The organism is Novosphingobium gossypii (assembly GCF_050433305.1).
GTDB classification, from domain to species: Bacteria; Pseudomonadota; Alphaproteobacteria; order Sphingomonadales; family Sphingomonadaceae; genus Novosphingobium; species Novosphingobium gossypii.
The window spans coordinates 1-17,316 of sequence record NZ_JBNPXM010000003.1; the positions used below are offsets into that span (position 1 = coordinate 1).

At 66.8% G+C, this 17,316-nt stretch carries 22 protein-coding genes; 17 read left to right on the top strand and 5 right to left on the bottom strand.

Features of this window, described 5'->3' with window-relative positions; all coding sequences use genetic code 11:
• Positions 1–233: 233 nt before the first annotated feature.
• From GGR40_RS07560 to GGR40_RS07585, 6 genes are all read left to right on the top strand, one after another.
• A complete protein-coding gene (locus GGR40_RS07560; RefSeq protein ID WP_429275613.1) occupies positions 234–833 on the top strand; it encodes a hypothetical protein in 600 nt (199 codons plus the stop codon).
• A gap of 251 nt (positions 834–1,084) precedes the next feature.
• On the top strand, positions 1,085–1,381 hold the full coding sequence (flgM, locus tag GGR40_RS07565) for a flagellar biosynthesis anti-sigma factor FlgM (RefSeq protein ID WP_429275614.1): 297 nt from the start codon (positions 1,085–1,087) through the stop codon (positions 1,379–1,381).
• The gene (locus GGR40_RS07570; protein WP_429275615.1) at positions 1,381–1,719 is read left to right on the top strand and encodes a flagellar protein FlgN; all 339 of its coding nucleotides are present in this window, start codon (positions 1,381–1,383) and stop codon (positions 1,717–1,719) included. Before flgM ends, GGR40_RS07570 begins: the two co-directional genes overlap by 1 nt.
• Before the next feature lie 77 nt (positions 1,720–1,796).
• A complete protein-coding gene (locus GGR40_RS07575) occupies positions 1,797–2,657 on the top strand; it encodes a transglycosylase SLT domain-containing protein (RefSeq protein WP_429275616.1) in 861 nt (286 codons plus the stop codon).
• A complete protein-coding gene (locus GGR40_RS07580) occupies positions 2,654–4,780 on the top strand; it encodes a flagellar biosynthesis protein FlhA (RefSeq protein ID WP_429275617.1) in 2,127 nt (708 codons plus the stop codon). The genes GGR40_RS07575 and GGR40_RS07580 overlap by 4 nt, the downstream gene beginning before the upstream one ends.
• On the top strand, positions 4,777–5,520 hold the full coding sequence (locus GGR40_RS07585) for a sigma-70 family RNA polymerase sigma factor (protein WP_429275618.1): 744 nt from the start codon (positions 4,777–4,779) through the stop codon (positions 5,518–5,520). The genes GGR40_RS07580 and GGR40_RS07585 overlap by 4 nt, the downstream gene beginning before the upstream one ends.
• Before the next feature lie 606 nt (positions 5,521–6,126).
• On the opposite strand, the gene GGR40_RS07590 is transcribed toward GGR40_RS07585, so the two are convergent.
• On the bottom strand, positions 6,127–7,914 hold the full coding sequence (locus GGR40_RS07590) for a bifunctional metallophosphatase/5'-nucleotidase (protein ID WP_429275619.1): 1,788 nt from the start codon (positions 7,912–7,914) through the stop codon (positions 6,127–6,129).
• A 67-nt stretch (positions 7,915–7,981) separates the two neighbouring features.
• Positions 7,982–8,383 carry a metallopeptidase family protein gene (locus GGR40_RS07595; protein WP_429275620.1) on the bottom strand — a complete coding sequence of 134 codons (402 nt, stop codon included), beginning with the start codon at positions 8,381–8,383 and terminating at the stop codon, positions 7,982–7,984.
• A gap of 223 nt (positions 8,384–8,606) precedes the next feature.
• On the opposite strand from GGR40_RS07595, the gene nagZ reads away from it, so the two are divergent.
• The 6 genes from nagZ to tatC all read left to right on the top strand — a co-directional run bounded on the left by nagZ (position 8,607) and on the right by tatC (position 12,733).
• A complete protein-coding gene (gene nagZ, locus GGR40_RS07600) occupies positions 8,607–9,632 on the top strand; it encodes a beta-N-acetylhexosaminidase (RefSeq protein ID WP_429275621.1) in 1,026 nt (341 codons plus the stop codon).
• A 1-nt stretch (position 9,633) separates the two neighbouring features.
• Positions 9,634–10,443: a segregation and condensation protein A gene (locus GGR40_RS07605; RefSeq protein WP_429275622.1), complete on the top strand. Its 810-nt coding sequence runs from the start codon at positions 9,634–9,636 to the stop codon at positions 10,441–10,443.
• Complete coding sequence (scpB, locus tag GGR40_RS07610) at positions 10,440–11,054, top strand: SMC-Scp complex subunit ScpB (RefSeq protein ID WP_429275623.1); 615 nt, start codon at positions 10,440–10,442, stop codon at positions 11,052–11,054. The genes GGR40_RS07605 and scpB overlap by 4 nt, the downstream gene beginning before the upstream one ends.
• A 125-nt stretch (positions 11,055–11,179) precedes the next feature.
• Entirely contained in the window at positions 11,180–11,446 is a 267-nt protein-coding gene (locus GGR40_RS07615; protein ID WP_429275624.1) for a twin-arginine translocase TatA/TatE family subunit, read from the top strand.
• Positions 11,447–11,466: 20 nt separating this feature from the next.
• The gene (gene tatB / locus GGR40_RS07620; protein ID WP_429275625.1) at positions 11,467–11,880 is read left to right on the top strand and encodes a Sec-independent protein translocase protein TatB; all 414 of its coding nucleotides are present in this window, start codon (positions 11,467–11,469) and stop codon (positions 11,878–11,880) included.
• Between the two features lie 22 nt (positions 11,881–11,902).
• Positions 11,903–12,733: a twin-arginine translocase subunit TatC gene (gene tatC, locus GGR40_RS07625; protein ID WP_429275626.1), complete on the top strand. Its 831-nt coding sequence runs from the start codon at positions 11,903–11,905 to the stop codon at positions 12,731–12,733.
• 12 nt (positions 12,734–12,745) lie between these two features.
• Here tatC and GGR40_RS07630 read toward each other — a convergent pair whose 3' ends face one another.
• The 3 genes from GGR40_RS07630 to GGR40_RS07640 form a co-directional block, all read right to left on the bottom strand.
• On the bottom strand, positions 12,746–13,222 hold the full coding sequence (locus tag GGR40_RS07630; RefSeq protein WP_429275627.1) for a flagella basal body P-ring formation protein FlgA: 477 nt from the start codon (positions 13,220–13,222) through the stop codon (positions 12,746–12,748).
• A 72-nt stretch (positions 13,223–13,294) separates the two neighbouring features.
• Positions 13,295–13,702, bottom strand: a complete 408-nt coding sequence (locus GGR40_RS07635) for a hypothetical protein (protein ID WP_429275628.1) — start codon at positions 13,700–13,702, stop codon at positions 13,295–13,297.
• Positions 13,699–14,367 carry a MotA/TolQ/ExbB proton channel family protein gene (locus GGR40_RS07640; RefSeq protein ID WP_429275629.1) on the bottom strand — a complete coding sequence of 223 codons (669 nt, stop codon included), beginning with the start codon at positions 14,365–14,367 and terminating at the stop codon, positions 13,699–13,701. The genes GGR40_RS07635 and GGR40_RS07640 overlap by 4 nt, the downstream gene beginning before the upstream one ends.
• A gap of 213 nt (positions 14,368–14,580) precedes the next feature.
• Between GGR40_RS07640 and flgB the strand changes: the two genes are divergently transcribed.
• The 5 genes from flgB (at position 14,581) to GGR40_RS07665 (ending at position 17,298) form a co-directional block, all read left to right on the top strand.
• Complete coding sequence (gene flgB / locus GGR40_RS07645) at positions 14,581–14,928, top strand: flagellar basal body rod protein FlgB (protein WP_429275630.1); 348 nt, start codon at positions 14,581–14,583, stop codon at positions 14,926–14,928.
• Positions 14,929–14,931: 3 nt separating this feature from the next.
• Complete coding sequence (gene flgC / locus GGR40_RS07650; protein WP_429275631.1) at positions 14,932–15,336, top strand: flagellar basal body rod protein FlgC; 405 nt, start codon at positions 14,932–14,934, stop codon at positions 15,334–15,336.
• Entirely contained in the window at positions 15,333–15,647 is a 315-nt protein-coding gene (locus tag GGR40_RS07655; protein ID WP_429275632.1) for a flagellar hook assembly protein FlgD, read from the top strand. The genes flgC and GGR40_RS07655 overlap by 4 nt, the downstream gene beginning before the upstream one ends.
• Before the next feature lie 23 nt (positions 15,648–15,670).
• The gene (locus tag GGR40_RS07660) at positions 15,671–16,480 is read left to right on the top strand and encodes a flagellar hook-basal body protein (protein WP_429275633.1); all 810 of its coding nucleotides are present in this window, start codon (positions 15,671–15,673) and stop codon (positions 16,478–16,480) included.
• Between the two features lie 74 nt (positions 16,481–16,554).
• The gene (locus GGR40_RS07665; RefSeq protein ID WP_429275634.1) at positions 16,555–17,298 is read left to right on the top strand and encodes a flagellar basal body rod protein FlgF; all 744 of its coding nucleotides are present in this window, start codon (positions 16,555–16,557) and stop codon (positions 17,296–17,298) included.
• The last annotated feature ends 18 nt before the right edge of the window (positions 17,299–17,316 follow it).

Here is a 17,316-nt window from a genome sequence, read left to right on the forward strand (position 1 = left end):
CCCCGAAGATGATCGTGGCGATGAGAGGCTGAACCCAAGGAGCCTACGTGCGCCTGCTAATCAAAAACAAACAACGCGTTCTCACACAGCCTCGGTAGAAAGCGGACGGTTGATAAGCAAGCTCCTCGATACCACCCCCTCATCTCCCGACGGTTACAGTCTATGGCATTCGATAAGGGTGGGTTAGAGACAGGTATTTGCATGAGGTGTACAACTGCCGCTGCGAGGGAACAGTGAACGACACTTGGAACCCATCTTCTGAGGAGCTTGAACTCCTATCAACACCTGACGATATTATAATGGAGCGTCATCAAGTGTTCTGCTTCAACCATGATGACTTCATAGAAAAGGTGCAAAGTGGAGATCGCTGGCAGCAACTTATCCAAGCACATCTATACTTCGAACACGTGGTGGCTCAACTTCTTAAGGAAGCGCTTGCGAAGCCTGAGGCTATCTCAGTGTCGAGAATGGGCTTCAGCCAACGTCTCGATTTAGTTGTAGCAATGGCTCTATTGCCAGACGAACTGGTAATTCCAGTTCGTAAGATAAGTGGCCTTCGAAATAAGATCGCCCACGACCTCACTTTTGAAATTGCTGATAAAGACGTTCAAGACTTGGAAAACTGCACACCAATTCACCTCCGTAAGGCGCTGCTGCAAGGGGAAGGTAGAGGGGGTGGGCGGTTACATTTACATGAGTTGCTTATAGTTATTTTGCTGAAGGCCGATATTGTTCGACAGCATTTAGCAGCAAATCGAGAGATTGCTAAAAAATCGGAACTGAGGCTACGAAGCGCCCTTAAGAAAATACCTAAGGTAAAATATGTACTCTAGGCTATCTTTATCCGCCTACAGTGAAGAAAGCCATCGCGGTACCTAGTATTATTGACTGCAAACGGGCCGAACCCGAGTGTCCGAAAGGGGGCGTTTCCAGAATGTCCGTTCATTTCGCGGCGCTGCGCCGCGCCCTCGGACAACACCCATCGGCATCGCCATCTTGCCGCCCGGCAAAAATCTGCCGCTCCCCTTTAAAGCCTGCCGCCCGTGCCGTTCTGGGCATCAGGACATTCTCAAGGAGCGGCGAAATGCCACCAATCGAAGTGGGGTCTGCGCAGCGCCTAGGCGCAATCGAAAGCAGGCTGGCCCGCGTGTCGGGCGGTGACACGAATCTGGCGGTCGCAAAGACCGCGCCCAACACGGCGGTTTCGGCCATGCCTTCGGTCGAGACCACGCAGGCGCTGCAGGCGGGCCAGGCGCCGGTCGACACCGACCGCGTGGCGATGATCCGGCAGGCGGTGGAATCGGGCAGCTATCCGCTGGTCCCGGCGAAGATCGCCGACGCCATGATCGCGGCGGGCATGTTGCTGCGGACGCCCCGCTGATGGCGTCCTCTCTGCACGAGGCGCTGCGGCAGATGCTTGCCGTTCTGGAGCAGGAACGGCAGGCGCTTGCCGGGCTGGACCTTGACGCGATCGTCGGCACCACGCGCGACAAGGACCGCCTGTGCGGCACGCTGGAACACTTCGGCGAGACCCTTGCCGAGCCGGAACTGGACGACGACTGCCGCTCCATGCTCGACGCCGCGCGGCGGCTGAACGAGGTGAACCGGCAGGTGCGCAACATCATCGCCGCCAATGTCTCACGCCGCCTCAACGCGCTGACCGGCAGCCCGCAGCTGTACCGGATACCCAAGGGCTACGCTTCCATGGTGGGGCGCTGAACCGGGCCTTGACACCTCTCTGGCACGCCTCTTGCTGAAACCCTCCCGGCAACCTTTCCTTGCCGGGAGCACCTGTTTTGAGCGACGGACGAGTTCTCAGTGGCCTCAGCACGCTGGCAGCGGCGGGCACGCAAGTGCGCGATGCCATCGCCAAAGCCGCCGAGGCCACCGGGGTCGATTTCAACTACCTGCTGGCCCAGGCCAAGATCGAATCCAGCCTGAACCCCTCCGCCCGCGCCGCCACCTCCAGCGCGGCGGGGCTGTACCAGTTCACCTCCGGCACCTGGACCGCCACGATGGGCCGCCACGGGGCCGAGCACGGCATGGGCTGGGTCAACGATGCGCTGGCGACGCCCACCGGCCGCGCGCAGGTGATGGCGATGCGCTACGATCCGCAGGTGTCGGCGCTGATGGCCGGGCATCTTGCCGCCGACAACCGCGCCGACCTGACCGCGCGGCTGGGGCGCGAGCCCGATGCGGCGGAGCTGTACCTCGCCCACTTCCTCGGCTCGGCGGGCGCGGGCAGGTTCCTTGAGGCGCTGGCCGCCGATTCCACCCAGAGCGCGCCTGCCCTGCTGCCCAAGGCCGCCGCCGCCAATCGCGGCATCTTCTTCGCAGGCGGCGCGCCGCGCTCGCTCGGCGGGGTGATGGCGCTGATCCGCGACAAGGTGCAGGGCGCGATGGAGGGCGGCTACCAGCCGGGCGCCAGCTACGACTGGCCCGCTCCGCACATAGGGTATCAGACGGCGGGTCTGGATGCGCACGCCGGTCCCCTCGCCCGCGAATTCCACGCCGCCGCGCCGCAAGCCGCCCCCCAGCATCCTCAGGCAGCCCGCTCCATGTCCGAAACGCTGGCTTCCGCCTTCGGGGGCAACAGCGCATCCGCCCCCGCCCATGTCCGCGCCGCTTATGCCAAGCTGTCGAGAATGGGCCTGTGAGTTTGCTGTCACGCTTCGGCAACCCGCAGGCGATGGCGCTTCCGGCGGGCATCCTCGTCCTCATCTGCCTGATGATCGTGCCGGTTCCGGCGATCGTGCTGGACGTCTCGTTCGTGCTGAACATCGCGCTGTCGGTGGCGGTGCTGATGGCGGCGATGAACGCGGAAAAGCCGCTGGACTTCTCCGCCTTCCCTTCCGTCCTGCTGTTCGCCACGTTGCTGCGGCTGGCGCTCAACGTCGCCTCCACCCGCGTCGTGCTGGTCCACGGGCACGAGGGCGAGGCGGCGGCGGGCAAGGTGATCGAGAGCTTCGGCGCCTTCCTGATCGGCGGCAACTTCGCGGTCGGGATCTTCGTGTTCCTGATCCTGATGATCATCAACCTGGTGGTCGTCACCAAGGGCGCGGGCCGCGTATCCGAAGTGTCCGCGCGCTTCACGCTGGACGCACTGCCCGGCAAGCAGATGGCCATCGACGCCGACCTTGCCGCCGGGCTGATGACCGCCGAGGAAGCCAAGGCCCGCCGCCGCGAAGTGGCGACCGAGGCCGACTTCTACGGGTCGATGGACGGTTCGTCCAAGTTCGTGAAGGGCGACGCCATCGCCGCGCTGCTGATCCTGGGGGTCAACATCGTCGCGGGGTTCTGCCTTGGCATGATCAGCCACGGCCTGTCCGCTTCGCAAGCCGCGCAGACCTACATCACGCTGGCCATCGGCGATGCGCTGGTGGCGCAGGTGCCCGCGCTGCTGCTGTCAATCGCCGCCGCTATCATCGTCACGCGCGTGTCGGACAGCCGCGGCCTTGCCGGGCAGATCGGCGGCCAGTTCGCCGCGCCCGGAACCTGGCTGCCGGTAGGCGTGGTGCTGGCCGCCATCGGCGTGATCCCGGCGATGCCGCAGTCGATCTTCCTGCCCGCATCGGCCATGGCGTTCTGGCTGTGGCACGGCCTGAAGAAGCGCGCCGACAAGGCGCTGATGACCCCCGTGGTCGAGGAACTGCCCGAAGCCGCGCCCGACCCGTCGAAGATCGCGCTGGAGGACGTGTCCGACCACACGCTTGTCACCATCGAGCTGGGCTATGGCCTTGTCCAGCTGGTGGACGAGCGGCGCGGCGCCCCGCTGGTCAGCCGCGTGACGGGCGTGCGCAAGCAGCTGAGCCAGAGCTTCGGCTTCATCGTGCCCCAGTTCCGTGTGCGCGATGCGCTGGACATGCCGCCGCACGAATACCGCATCGTGCTGGGCGGCGTGAACCTTGGCGGGGCGATGGTGCGCGCGGAAAAGGTGCTGGCCATCGACGCCGGAGAGGCGCGCCCGGGCAGCGCCCTGCGCGGCGAGACCTGCCTCGATCCCAGCTTCGGCTGCCCGGCGATGTGGATAGACCCTGCCGCGCGCGATCAGGCGACGGCGGACGGGTTCCTGACCGTCGATCCCGGCACCGTCATCGCCACCCACCTCAACCAGCTGCTGGCCGCGCGCCCGCAGGATCTGCTCGGCCCCGATCAGGTCCGCGCGCTGATAGAGGCGCTGAAGGAGCACTCCGCCGGGCTGGTGGAGACGGTGACGCCCCAGCCGCTCAGCCTTGCCGCCGTCACCCGCCTGCTGCGCGCGCTGCTGGAGGATTACATCCCCATCGCCCATCTGGTGCCGATCTTCGCCAGCCTGTCGCGCGCGGTGCAGCAGACCATCGAGCATGACCGGCTGGTGGAACTGGTCCGCGCGGACCTTGGCGCGCTGATCGTGGGCCGCATCTGCCCGCCGACGCAGCGGCTGCCGGTGGTGACGCTGGACGCCGGGCTGGAGGGCGCGATCGTGCAGGGCATGGTCGATCCCGCCACCGGCCAGCCGGTGATCGAGCCGGACCTTGCCCGCATGATCGGCGAGCGCATCGTCGCCATCGGCGAGGCGCGCGGACCGCACGCGATCCCGCTGGCGCTGGTGGTGCAGCCTCGCGCCCGCCGCGCCCTTGCCGCGCTGCTGCGCCTGCGCGCGCCGGGATGCCTTGTGCTGTCGATCTCCGAACTGCCCGCGACCCAGCCGATCGAGGTGATCGACGTGATCGGCGCCGCCGCCCCCACGCATCAGCCCCCCGGCCTTCCCGCGCCTGACGAAGAAAGCATGGCCGCATGAATATCGACCAGATGTCCTTCTCCCACTCCGGCGGCGCGCACCGGGCCTACCGCGGCGACGTGGCCGACCGTGTCCGCCGGTTCCTGCCGATGGTGAAGCGTCAGGCGTGGCACGTCCATGGCACGGGGCGGCCCGGCATCGAGCTGGAAGACCTCGTGCAGGTGGGCCTCGTCGCGCTGACCGAATGCGCGCAGAAGCACGACCTGCCGACCGAGGACGGCTTTGCCGCCTATGCCAAGATGCGCGTGCGCGGGGCGATGGTGGATCTGGTGCGCCGCTCCGTCCCCGGATCGCGCGGCACGTCGGAACGCCGCCGGATGCTGGCCGACAAGGAAACCCAGCTGCGCGGCTGGCTGGGCCGCGACCCCCGGCCCGACGAACTGGCCAAGGCGATGGGGATGCACGAAGGCGAACTGGTGTCCCTGCGCGATGCCAGCCAGCCGCTGCGCTTCGAATCGATGGACGAGGTCTATTCAGACCAGTCCGCCGCCTTCGCCTCCGAAACGCCCGACAGCTTCGCGATGCTGGCCGACGCCGAGATGCGCAGCGCGGTGATAGAGGCCATCACCGACCTGCCCGACCGGCTGAAGCTGATCGTGCAGCTCTATTTCGTGGAGGAACTGAACCTGGCGGAGATCGCCGAAGTGCTGCAAGTCTCGATCCCGCGCGTCCACCAGCTGAAAGCGCAGGCCATCGACAAGCTGCGCGCCAGTCTGGCGGGCGTGGCGGAAGTGCTGTGAGTCACACTTGACACAAATAACCAATTAGGTTATATGCTCCAGCAGCGGCGGGGCGAGGGCGTGAAGCTGATGTTCCTCTCCCTCGCACGCGGTCGGCGTCCGGTCGTGGAATTCCGGACAAAGCCACACCACCGGATACGCGGATGAACCGGGAGTATGCTCCCAGGGTCGATGGCAAGGACGCGAGCCCGCACCATCATCCCCGCGCACCGAAGGGCCGTGTCGGAAGAGTGACCTAAGCTGGTCTGCCCCTCCTTCGACCATTCGCAACCGAAGGCAGCACCCGGCACTGTCGCCTGACGCCGGTGACCCAACAACGCCGGCCGCACCCGTCCGCGTTCTTACCCTTGGCGTAAGGCCCGCACTCGCCAGCGGCCGATCAGGCGTGCCCGGCGCGCAGAGCGTCCAACCTATCCCCACACGCTCCGTCACCCTGAACTTGTTTCAGGGTCCATTGTGCAGTCTCACCCGAAGCGTGGAACAGCAAACCGACAGCGCCGCTGGTGACGCCGCACTCCGGCACCAACCGCCCGATGGACCCTGAGCCGAAGGCCAGCGCAGCTAAACAAGTTCAGGGTGACGAAGTGCAAGGGTGAAAAGGGCGGCTTACTTGTCCAGACGGACCGCGCGGTTCTCCTTAGGCACCTGCCGCACCGGGACCGCCGCCAGCCATTCCTGGAAAGCCTCGTTGTCGATCATGCCGCGCTCCACGTCGGTGCCCTGCTTGAAGGTGGCGAAACCGTCGCCGCCTTCGGCCAGGAAGTTGACCGCCGTGACGCGGTACTTCGCCGCTGGGTCCACCGGCTTGCCGTTCAGCGTCAGCGACACCACGCGGCTGCGCGAGGGGCGGCGCATGTCGTACGTGAACTTCAGGCCCGACGAGGGTGAGAGCACCTGCTTGGCGCCGTCGTCGTCAAGGCCGTCCTCAATCACCGCGCGCACCTGTTCGCCGGTGAGGGTCATCGTCACCAGCTCGTTGTTGAACGGCTCCACCGCGTAGACCTGCCCGAACGTGACGGTGCCGTCCGCTGCCGGATCGATGGGCGCGCGGATGCCGAAGGGGTTGGTGAAAGCGATCTGCGATCCCGCCGGCTTCGCGCCCGCCAGCTGCGAATCCGCGATCAGGTTGCCGAGGTCGCCGCCGGTGTTGCCTTCGCTGCCGCCCTTGGCCGCGGGGCCGGATAACTTGCCCACGGGCCGCTCGATCAGGCCCTTCGCGTCCTTTACATAGCCCGCGACATATTCCGCCACGTCGGCGCGCGGCTGGAACTGCGGATAGGCAGTGGTGTTCGGCACGTCGCCGCGCGCGCTGGCGTAGCCGGGCGACTGGACGATGACGTTGTGCGCCTTCTTGGCGACGACCTTGTGCGTGGCCGGGTCGATGGTCAGCGTGATGTCGGTCACCAGCTTGCCGTAGACGCCGCCGCTGGTCAGCAGGATAGGAGAGCCATCGCCCGACTGCCCGTACTGGCACACGTACTGCCAGTGCGTATGGCCCGAGACGACCAGATCGACGCCGGGGTTCAGCCGGTCGAGGATCGGCTTGATATCGCCGGTGAAGCCCTCGCACGAATCGGGATCCTTCGCGGTGGTGGTGCCGCCCTGGTGGATCAGCACGACGACGGCATCCGCGCCTTCGGCCTTCAGCACGGGAATCGCACGGTTGATCGCCTCGGCCTCGTCGCCGAACGTCAGGCCCTTGAGCTGGTTTGGCGACACCAGCAGCGGCACCGTCTTCAGCGAAAGCCCGACGAAGCCGACCGTCACCCTGTTCGCGCCGCTGCCGAAAGTCTTGAGACCGGTGGCGGGGAACAGCGTGGTGCCGTCCGCCTTGTAGGTGGCGGCGGCAAGGTACTTGTACGTCGCGCCCTTGAACTGTTCCAGCTGGCAGGGCTGAAGCCGCGTGTTCTTTTCGCACCCGCCGTTCTGGAGGCGCAGGAGTTCGGTCGGCCCACGATCGAATTCGTGATTGCCCACCGCGTTGAATTCCAGCCCGATGCGGTTCATCACGCCCACCGCCGGTTCATCGAGGTGGAGCGAGGACGCCAGCTGCGATGCGCTGGTGAGGTCGCCCGCCGCGACGACGACGTTGTTGGGGTGCTTCGCCTTGATCGAGTCCACCGCCGAGGCCAGCCACGCGCCGCCGCCTGCCGGCACCGCGATCGGCTTGCCGTCCGGGCCCGGCGCATCAACCGAAGCCTTGGGCGGCTCCAGCGCGCCGTGGAAGTCGTTGATGGCGATGATGCCGACTTCGACCGGGGAGACCGCCGCGACGGGAGCCGTCTGGCGGCTGGCCTGCGGAGCGGCGCAGGCGGCGGTGAAGGCAAGAGCGACAAGCGGCAACGTGCGAACGGGGGCGCGAAGAGGCGCGCGAAGGGGGCGGGGGGAGGTCATGGCGCCGCTCTATCGCAACGGATCGTGACAAACCAAGGGCAATCTTGGCAAACGGGCGCGCAGAAAACTATCGCGCCTGATCTTCCAGCGCGTGCATGTCGTCGTCGGAAAGGCCGAAGTGATGGCCGACCTCGTGGATCACCACATGGGTGACGAGGTCTTCCAGCGTCACATCCGTCTCGCACCATTCGGCCAGCAGCGGCTGGCGGTAGAGCGTGATGCGCGGCGGCAGTTCGCCCGACGCCCAGATCGTATCGTGGTCCATCGAACGCCCGTGGTACAGCCCGGTCAGTTCCCACGCATCCTCGATCCCCATGTCCGACAGGGTTTCCGCGTCGGCGAAATCCTCGATGTGGACGGTGATGCCGCGAAGGTGCCCGGCGAACGGTTCGGGAATGCGCGCGAAGGCGGCATGGGCAAGCTGCTCGAACTCGGCGGCGGAAGGGGCGGAACCGAAGTGGCGGGTCATGGGAGAGATATGGCCGCCACAGGCGCAGGCCGCAAGCGCGGCGTAGGCCGCAAGCGGGCGTAGGCCGCAAGCGGGCGTAGGCCGAGAGGGCTTCGACAGGCTCAGCCTGAGCGGTGTGGCGGCTCACTCTGCATCCGCTCACCCTGAGCTTGTCGAAGGGCCATCCACACCCCCAGCCCCGGCCATTCTTGCGAAATCCCCCTAATTCTGCGACCTCCGCCACATGGTTCCGTCAATCTTCGGCCTGTCCGGCCTGACCCTGTCCGACGAAGAGCGCGCGTTCTTCCGCGATGCCGATCCGGCAGGTTATGTCCTGTTCCGCCGCAACATCGAAAGCCGCGAGCAGCTGCGCGCCCTGACCGACGATCTGCGCGCGCTGCACGGGCGCGAGCACCTGCTGATCTGCATCGACCAGGAAGGCGGGCGCGTGGCGCGGATGAAGCCGCCGGTCTGGACCGCCTATCCGCCGGGCGAGGCGTTCGACAGGCTCTATGACCTTGCCCCCGCCAGCGCGATGGAGGCAGCGCGCCTCAACGCCCATGCGCTGGGGCTGGATCTGGCTGAGGCGGGGATCACGGTGGACCTGCACCCGCCGCTGGACCTGCGCCACCCCGGCGCGCACGACATCACCGGCGACCGCGCGCTGGGCGGCGAACCGATGAAGGTGGCCGCGCTGGGCCGCGCCATCCTTGACGGGCTGGGCCGCGCAGGCGTGGCAGGCTGCATCAAGCACATGCCGGGGCATGGCCGCGCGCTGGCGGACAGTCACAAGGAACTGCCCACCGTCACCGCGTCGGCGCAGGAACTGGAGCTGGACCTTGCGCCGTTCCGCGCTCTGGCGGCGCGGCCTGATGAAGCGCGCATCGGCATGACCGCGCATGTCCGCTACACCGCCTGGGATGGCGAACTGCCGGCCACCCTCTCGCCCACCGTGGTGCGCGACGTGATCCGGGACGGCATCGGTTTCTCCGGCCTGCTGATGACCGACGACCTCGATATGCAGGCACTGTCGGGCAGCGTGCCCGAACACGCCGCGCAGGCGATCGCGGCAGGCTGCGACATCGCACTCAACTGCTGGGCGAAGATGGACGACATGGTCGGTATCGCCAATGCCGTACCCGAAATCGGCGCAGAGGCCGCCGCCCGCCTTGATCACGCGCTGGCCGCAACCGGCACCGTCATAGAGGCGGCGGACCACGCCGACCTGCTCGCCCGGCGCGACGCCCTGCTGGCGCTGCGGGTCGCCTGACATGGCCAACGCGCCATCGCTGTTCGATGACTGGAACGCCGATGACGGGCCGGAAGGCGGCGCGGAAGCGGCGAACGCCGACAAGCTCTATCTGGAGATCGAGGGTTGGGAAGGTCCGCTCGACCTGCTGCTGGATCTGGCGCGGCGGCAGAAGGTGGACCTGCTGCGCATCTCGATCCTGGAACTGGTCGACGCCTACCTGACCTACATCGAGGAGGCGGAGGCGCTGCGGCTGGAACTGGCGGCGGACTATCTGGTGATGGCGGCGTGGCTGGCCTACCTCAAGTCCGCGCTGCTGCTCCCGCGTGAGGAGCAGGAAGACCCCAGCCCCGAGGAAATGGCCCTGCGCCTGCAACTGCGCCTGCAGCGGCTGGGTGCCATGCGCGAAGCCGCCGCCCGGCTGATGGCGCGTGACCGGCTGGGCCGCGACGTTTTCGCGCGCGGCGTGCCGGAAGGCCTGCGGATCGACCGCAAGTCGCGCTGGCAGTGCGAATGGTTCGACCTCGTGCGGGCATACGGCGACATCAAGGTGCGCTCGCAGCCGGTGGTGCACATGGTGCGCGAACGCATGGTGATGACGCTGGACACCGCGATCAGCCGCGTCGCGTCGATGCTGGGCGTGACGATCGAGTGGATGGAACTGCGCGATTTCCTGCCGCCCGCACGCGACAGCTGGGCCAACCCGCAACTGCGCCGGTCCGCCCTCGCTTCCAGTTTCGTGGCGGCGCTGGAACTGGCGCGCACCGGCAAGGCCGAACTGGCACAGGACAGGACTTACGGGCCGCTGCGGCTGCGCGGGGTGAAATCATGACGCCCGAGGTTCAGGCCGCCCGCGATCTCACCCGTGCGGTAGAGGCGACGCTGTTCGCCTCCGAACAGCCGCTGTCCGCCGATCAGGTGGCGGCCCATCTCGGCGTGACGGACGGGGCGGGCGATGTCCGCACCGCCCTTGCCGACCTGGTGTGCCACTACGAAGGGCGCGGTATCCATCTGGTGGAGCGCGGCGAACGCTGGCATTTCGAGACCGCCCCCGACCTTGCCCACCTGCTGCGGCGCGAGAAGGAAGACCTGCGCCGCCTGTCGCGCGCGGCCACCGAAGTACTGGCCATCGTCGCCTACCACGAACCTGTCAGCCGCGCCGAGATCGAGGCGATCCGCGGCGTGCAGACCGCCAGGGGCACGCTCGACGTGCTGATGGAGGCGGGCTGGGTGCGCGTGATCGGACGGCGCGAGGTGCCAGGCCGCCCGGTGATCTACGCCACGACGCCCAGCTTCCTCGACCATTTCGGGCTGACGTCCCTGCGCGAACTGCCCGGAGTGGACGACCTGCGCGCGGCGGGCCTGCTCGATCCTGTGGATGACGAAGTGATCGGCGCCGCGTCGGGCATTGCGAAAACCGCGCCCGCAGCCGATGATGACTGACGCCTGACGAACAAGAGACACAACCATGACGGGCTGGCAACTTGCCGTCAAAGCGCCTACATGGCCCCCAGTACGGTTTGGAATCGTGACCGGTCGAAATCGACCGCGCTTTTGGAGTTGAGGTTATGGGTAGCTTCTCGATCTGGCACTGGCTGATCGTTCTCGTGATCGTGCTCGTGCTGTTCGGACGCGGCCGCGTGTCGGAAATCATGGGTGACTTCGGCAAGGGCATCAAGAGCTTCAAGGACGGCATGAACGAGGAAGAGGCCAAGAAGGCGCAGGGGACCACCACCCCGCCGCCGCCCGCCGCGCAGATCCCCTCGCAGCAGGCCGATCCCGCGCCGACGACCACTGCGGCTCCGACCCCCGAAACCAAGAACGAGCAGGTCTGAGAAACGGGGCCTGATCGGGGATGTTCGACGTCGGCGCATCCGAGCTGTTTCTGATCGTCATCGTGGCGGTCGTCGTCATCGGTCCAAAGGACATGCCGATGGCCTTGCGCACGGCCGGTCGCTGGATCGGCAAGATGCGCAAGATGTCCAATCACTTCCGGTCCGGCATCGACGCCATGGTGCGCGAAGCCGAACTGGAAGAGATGGAACGCAAATGGCGCGAGCAGAACGAGGCGATCATGAAGGCCAGCCCGCAGCTGCCCTCCATGAACCCCACGGCGGACGACATGCAGCCTCCCGCTGCAGAAGCGGCCACCGGGGCGGATGCCGGAACTGCCGAAGTTCCGTCAGCCGAACCCGAGCCTGACACCGCTGTGAAGAAGTCCGAAGAACCCCGGCAGGCGGAAATGCACCTGCCCCCGCCACCGCCATAGAATCCGGCCTGAGTCGATCCCCATGCAACCCTTCCGCATCTCCGACATCGACGACACGCAGGCGCCGCTGCTCGATCACCTGATCGAACTGCGCGGACGCCTGATGCGGGCATTCCTGGCGTTCGGGGTCGCCTTTGCGGTGTGCTTCTACTTCGCGGGCGACATCTTCTCGTTCCTGGTCCGTCCGCTGACCGAGGCGTTTCCGCCCGGTCAGGGCAAGCTGATCTACACCAAGCTCTACGAGGCGTTCTTCGTCGAAGTGAAGATCGCGATGTTCGCGGCCTTCTTCGTCAGCTTCCCGGTGATCGCCAACCAGATCTGGCAATTCGTCGCCCCCGGCCTCTACGCCAAGGAAAAGAAGGCGTTCCTGCCCTTCCTGATCGCCACCCCCGTGCTGTTCACGATGGGTGCGGCGCTGGCGTACTACGTGGTGATGCCCACCGCGTTCCACTTCTTCCTCACATTCGAAGGGCAGAAGGGCGGCCTCAAGCTGGAGGCGTTGCCCGGCACCGGAGACTATCTGGCGCTGGTGATGCAGTTCATTCTGGCTTTCGGCATCAGCTTCCTGCTGCCGGTGCTGCTCATGCTGCTGAACCGCGCGGGAATGGTGACGCGGCAGCAATGCGTTCAGGCGCGGCGCTATGCCATCGTCGGGATCTTCATCATCGCCGCCGTCGCCACCCCGCCCGATGTCGTCTCGCAGCTGTTGCTGGCCATTCCGCTGCTGCTGCTGTTCGAAGGTACGCTGCTGCTGATGTGGTTCACCGAAAGCCGCGACGCCAAGGAGCGCGCGGCAGAGGAAAGGGCCATCGAGGAAGCGGCCAAGGAAGCCGGAAAGGCCGTGGCGGAGTAATCCGCCACCAGACTACGGCATCGGCAGCGTAACCAGTCCGGGCCGTTCGATCCGCGCGCGCATCATGTCGCCGCGCGCGATGTTGCCGGTGACGGCGCGCACCTTGATCCAGCCACCGACGGGGCCGGATTCCATCGCCTCTCCCGGCTGCGATACGGTGAAGCCTTCCCCCTGCACCGCGATCGACACCGCATCGCCGCGCGCGACCGCGATCGGCCCAGCCTGACCCGCTGCCTGACCCGCTGCGCCCGCCCCGCCCGCGCTGCGCACCGGCACGAAGATCCGCCACCCGCCCGCATCGCCGCACTGGACGACAACCGCGTCCTGCGCAGGGGTTCGCCACGACAGCGCCATGCCGGTTCGGCAGGCCTGAAGGCGCAGGCGGCGGTCCACCGGCGTCGCCGCGCCGCCCGGCTGACCCACCTGCGCCCCCGTGAAGGCGGCAACCTGCCGGTCTATGGCGTCGAGGTCGGCGAACTGAGAAGACACGGCGGCAGCAAGCAAGAGCAGACCTGCGGGCATGTACGATGGTACCTCCAAGGCGCGGGATGCGCGGGCAGGCTATCGAGCAAGAGGCGTGCCATCTGGCGTGTCATACGCCAGCGCCACCCGCGCCGGCCCCACCCCCGGCTCCACCACCACCCGCGCCGCGCGCCCGGCCTGCCCGGCCTGCGCCAGCAGCCGCGCCGCTTCGCGCAGCGCCGCTTCGCGCGCGCCGGGCGCGGGTCCATAGCGGGCGGTGATGGTCAGTTGCTGGCGCGGATCGACCGCCTGCTGGTCCAGCCAGGCCCCCAGCGGAGGCGCATCGGGAGCGGCATCGTAGACCGCCAGCGGCTCTGACTGTGGAGAGGCGCGGGGTCGTTCCGCCCGCTCCTTCGGCTTGTCATGCAGCGCGGCGGCGGCCAGCATGAACAGGATCAACGACAGGTCCGCCAGCGAGGTCTGCCAGCCGAACGCCCCGCCCTTCACCGCCTGTGCCCCGTCGCCTGCACTGCGGCAGGCCCCGCGGTATGCGGCAGCGCGCCCGCCACCTGCCGCTCCAGCCAGTCGAGCACGCGCTGGCGTTCCCGCTCCTCCGCCACGGAGCGGCGCAGGATCATCCGGCCTATCGGTGCGAACAGGAGGTTGCCCAGCAGCAGCCCATAGAGCGTGGTCAGCACCGCCATCGAAATCGCCCCGGTAAAGTCCGAGGCCGCGCCCGGATCGGCCGGCAGCCGCGTCAGCGACACCAGCGTGCCCGCCAGCCCGAACACCGGCGAAAGCTCCGCCGCCTGATCGAACGTGCGGATGGCACGGCGGCTTTCGCCCTGCCGCCGCCGCTTGTGCGCGATGTGCGCGTCCTGCAGTGCCTCTATCGAGCGCGAGCCGATCAGCGCATCGGTAACGTCGTCGATCTCGGCGTCGCCGACATGGTGCGGGGCGGCGCGGATGACGCCGTCCTGCTGGATCTCCTGCACCTGCACCGCCAGTTCGGCGCGCGCACGCGCTGCCCTGAAGCGCGGACGCAGCAGCCGCCCCGCCGCGCCCAATGCCGCGCGGGTGTCCCCCAGGCCGCAGCGCAAAAGCGTGGCAAGGCAGGTTCCCCCCACGACGATGGCCGCGCCGAGGGGGTCGAACAGGTTCTGGAAGAGCATCCGGACAAATCCTCCTTTTGAGAACCAGAACGGCGGCGCGGCGGCAATTTCAGGCGGCAGCGCGCATTTGCCGGTGGGCGGCAAAGGTTTGCCGGTTTCCGCTGCTGCCAGACGTGCACGGGGCCCGCCGCAAGCCGCCCGCAGCATTTGGCACACCCTTTGCGAAAGGTGGCCCAAACCTTCGGCACAATCGTTTTCGGGACCATCACACCCATGTCGCAAGACCTGTTCGGAATACACGGCAAGGCGCTTGAACTGCGATCGCAGCGCATGGGCCTGATCGCGTCCAACATCGCCAATGCCGGCACCCCCGGCTACAAGGCGAAGGACATCGACTTTTCCGCCGCCATCCGCGCCGCCGACAACGGCGCCAGCGTGGACAAGGCCAGCAAAGGCGCGGAACTGTACCGCGTGCCGGTGATGCCTTCGCTCGATGGCAACACGGTGGAGCTGCAGAACGAGCAGCTGGCCTTCTCGGAAAACGCCGTCGGCTATTCGGCCACGCTCGATTTCATTCGCGGGCGGGTCGACACCGTCAAGCGTGCGCTGCGGGGCGAATAAGCCATGAGCAGCCCGATGAACCTGTTCGGCGTCGCCCAGAAGGGCATGTCGGCGCAGCTGGTGCGGATGAACGCGGCGGCGTCGAACCTGGCCAATGCTGGCTCTATCTCCGCCACGGAGGACGGCGCCTATAAGCCGATCCGCGCGGTCTTTTCCGAAGACCTCGACCGGGCCAGCGGCCTGGCCTCGGTCAAGGTTGCGGGCGTCGTGCGCGAAAAGGCCGCCGCCGTGCGCCAGCACAACCCCGATCACCCGCTGGCCGATGCCAACGGCGACGTCTGGGCCGCTCCCGTCGATGAGAACGCGGAGATGGTCGAGATGCTCGAAGCCTCGCGCCAGTACCAGAACATGGTCGAGGCCCTGTCCACCGCCAAGCAGCTGATGCTCGACACCCTGAGGATGAAATGACCGTCAATCCCATGACCTCGACCGCGCCCGCTGCCCCGGCAGCAAAGGCCAAGAATTCGCTCGCCGACCTCGATTCCGGGGACTTCATCAAGCTGATGACGGCCCAGCTGAAACAACAGGACCCGACCAACCCGACCGACAACAACGAGATGCTGGCCCAGATGGCGCAGTTCTCGTCGCTGGCGAGCAGCACCAAGAGCGGCGAGACGCTGGAGACCATCGCCAAGAAGCTGGACTCCGTCGTCTCGGCCCAGAACGCCACGGCCGACGCCATCGCCAAGCTCGCCGCCTCTCAGAAACCTACTGCCTGACCTTACTTTTTCGGAGAACCCCCATGTCCTATTACACCTCGCTCACCGGCCTGAAGAACGCGCAGACCGACCTCAACGTCATCTCGCACAACATCGCCAACGCCGAGACCAACGGCTTCAAGAAGAGCACCACGCAGTTCGCCGACATCATCTCGTCCTCGGTCGTCACCGACCCCGCCCTCAGCGTCGGGATCGGGTCGCGCGTGGCCGAGATCAAGCAGAACTTCACGTCCGGCGCGATCGAGCAGACCGGCAATGCGCTTGATCTGGCGATCGGGGGGGAAGGGTTCTTCGCCACCGTTTCGCCGGGATCGGGCCAGACCCAGTTCACACGCAACGGTTCGTTCTCGATCGACGACGCCGGCTACATCAAGAATGCCGAGGGTGGCCGCCTGCAGATCTTCCCGAACGTCAACGGCACCGTCAACACCGCCGCGCATCAGGACGCGCTGGTCGCCCCGAAGAACGCCGCCAACTCGACCCTCGCCAGCGTGACGATCGATCAGGCCGGGCAGGTCGTGGCTTCGTATGACGACGGCACCAGCACCAATGTCGGCACCGTGGCGCTGGCCAACTTCACCTCGCCCAACGGGCTGAAGCAGGTTGGCGATTCCAGCTGGAAGGTCACCGGCAAGTCGGGCGCAGCCAGCTTCGGCGCGCCGGGTTCGGGCGCGTTCGGGCCGATCAATTCGGGCCAGCTGGAGCGCTCGAACGTCGATATCGCCGAGGAACTGGTCGATCTGATCAGCGCCCAGCGGTACTTCCAGGCCAATGCCAAGGCGATCGACACCGCCACGCAGATCTCGCAGACCGTCATCAACTTGCGCACCTGATCGTAGCGGGAGGGCGCGACGCCGCCCTCCCTCATACTGCCTTCGCCCATATTCGGCGCCGCCAAGGACACCGCATGGACCGCCTCATCTACACCGCCGTCTCGGGCGTGAACGCCTCGATGAATCGCGAGCGCGTGATTGCCAGCAACATGGCGAACGCGCAGACCGTAGGGTTCAAGGCGGAAATCCTGCAGGCAACGCCCACCACGCTCGAAGGCCCGCAGCTGGAAGTGCGCGCACTGTCCAGCACCGAAGTGTCGGGCGCGTCAATGAAGGCGGGCAGCCTGACCCGCACGAACTACCCGCTCGACGTGGCGATGCAGGGCGATGGCATGCTGGCGGTGCAGGCGATGGACGGGCAGGAAAGCTACACCCGACGCGGCGACCTTTCGGTCACGGTCACCGGCGTGCTGCAGAACGGCGACGGGCTGCCGGTGATCGGCCAGTCCGGCCCGATCACCGTGCCGCCCGGCTCCAAGGTGACGATCGGCCCCGACGGCGGCGTGCTGGTGCAGGACCCCGCCACGCCCGACGCCGCGCCGCAGGTGCTGGACAAGCTCAAGCTGGTCAGCACCACCGGCACGCAGATCGCCAAGGACATCGCCGGGCAGTTCCGCGTGCCGAACGGCGGCGTCCTGCCGGTGGACGAGAATGCTCAGGTGATTCCCGGAGCGCTGGAGCAGTCCAACGTCAACCCTTCCGAGGTATTAACCGAAATGATCGCGGCGCAGCGGCTTTTCGACATGCGCACCAAGCTGGTGAAGACCGCAGGCGATCTCGACGAAGCCGGCGCGCGGCTGATGCGCCTTGATGGCTGATTTTTGTGGCTGAACCCG

Excerpts from the sequence above, each read along its gene's own strand:
- flgM (WP_429275614.1), top strand. The coding sequence starts at position 1,085 with ATGCCACCAATCGAAGTGGGGTCTGCGCAGCGCCTAGGCGCAATCGAA.
- GGR40_RS07570 (WP_429275615.1), top strand. The coding sequence starts at position 1,381 with ATGGCGTCCTCTCTGCACGAGGCGCTGCGGCAGATGCTTGCCGTTCTG.
- GGR40_RS07585 (WP_429275618.1), top strand. The coding sequence starts at position 4,777 with ATGAATATCGACCAGATGTCCTTCTCCCACTCCGGCGGCGCGCACCGG.
- GGR40_RS07590 (WP_429275619.1), bottom strand. The coding sequence starts at position 7,914 with ATGACCTCCCCCCGCCCCCTTCGCGCGCCTCTTCGCGCCCCCGTTCGC.
- GGR40_RS07595 (WP_429275620.1), bottom strand. The coding sequence starts at position 8,383 with ATGACCCGCCACTTCGGTTCCGCCCCTTCCGCCGCCGAGTTCGAGCAG.
- nagZ (WP_429275621.1), top strand. The coding sequence starts at position 8,607 with ATGGTTCCGTCAATCTTCGGCCTGTCCGGCCTGACCCTGTCCGACGAA.
- GGR40_RS07605 (WP_429275622.1), top strand. The coding sequence starts at position 9,634 with ATGGCCAACGCGCCATCGCTGTTCGATGACTGGAACGCCGATGACGGG.
- scpB (WP_429275623.1), top strand. The coding sequence starts at position 10,440 with ATGACGCCCGAGGTTCAGGCCGCCCGCGATCTCACCCGTGCGGTAGAG.
- GGR40_RS07615 (WP_429275624.1), top strand. The coding sequence starts at position 11,180 with ATGGGTAGCTTCTCGATCTGGCACTGGCTGATCGTTCTCGTGATCGTG.
- tatB (WP_429275625.1), top strand. The coding sequence starts at position 11,467 with ATGTTCGACGTCGGCGCATCCGAGCTGTTTCTGATCGTCATCGTGGCG.
- tatC (WP_429275626.1), top strand. The coding sequence starts at position 11,903 with ATGCAACCCTTCCGCATCTCCGACATCGACGACACGCAGGCGCCGCTG.
- GGR40_RS07640 (WP_429275629.1), bottom strand. The coding sequence starts at position 14,367 with ATGCTCTTCCAGAACCTGTTCGACCCCCTCGGCGCGGCCATCGTCGTG.
- flgB (WP_429275630.1), top strand. The coding sequence starts at position 14,581 with ATGTCGCAAGACCTGTTCGGAATACACGGCAAGGCGCTTGAACTGCGA.
- flgC (WP_429275631.1), top strand. The coding sequence starts at position 14,932 with ATGAGCAGCCCGATGAACCTGTTCGGCGTCGCCCAGAAGGGCATGTCG.
- GGR40_RS07655 (WP_429275632.1), top strand. The coding sequence starts at position 15,333 with ATGACCGTCAATCCCATGACCTCGACCGCGCCCGCTGCCCCGGCAGCA.
- GGR40_RS07660 (WP_429275633.1), top strand. The coding sequence starts at position 15,671 with ATGTCCTATTACACCTCGCTCACCGGCCTGAAGAACGCGCAGACCGAC.
- GGR40_RS07665 (WP_429275634.1), top strand. The coding sequence starts at position 16,555 with ATGGACCGCCTCATCTACACCGCCGTCTCGGGCGTGAACGCCTCGATG.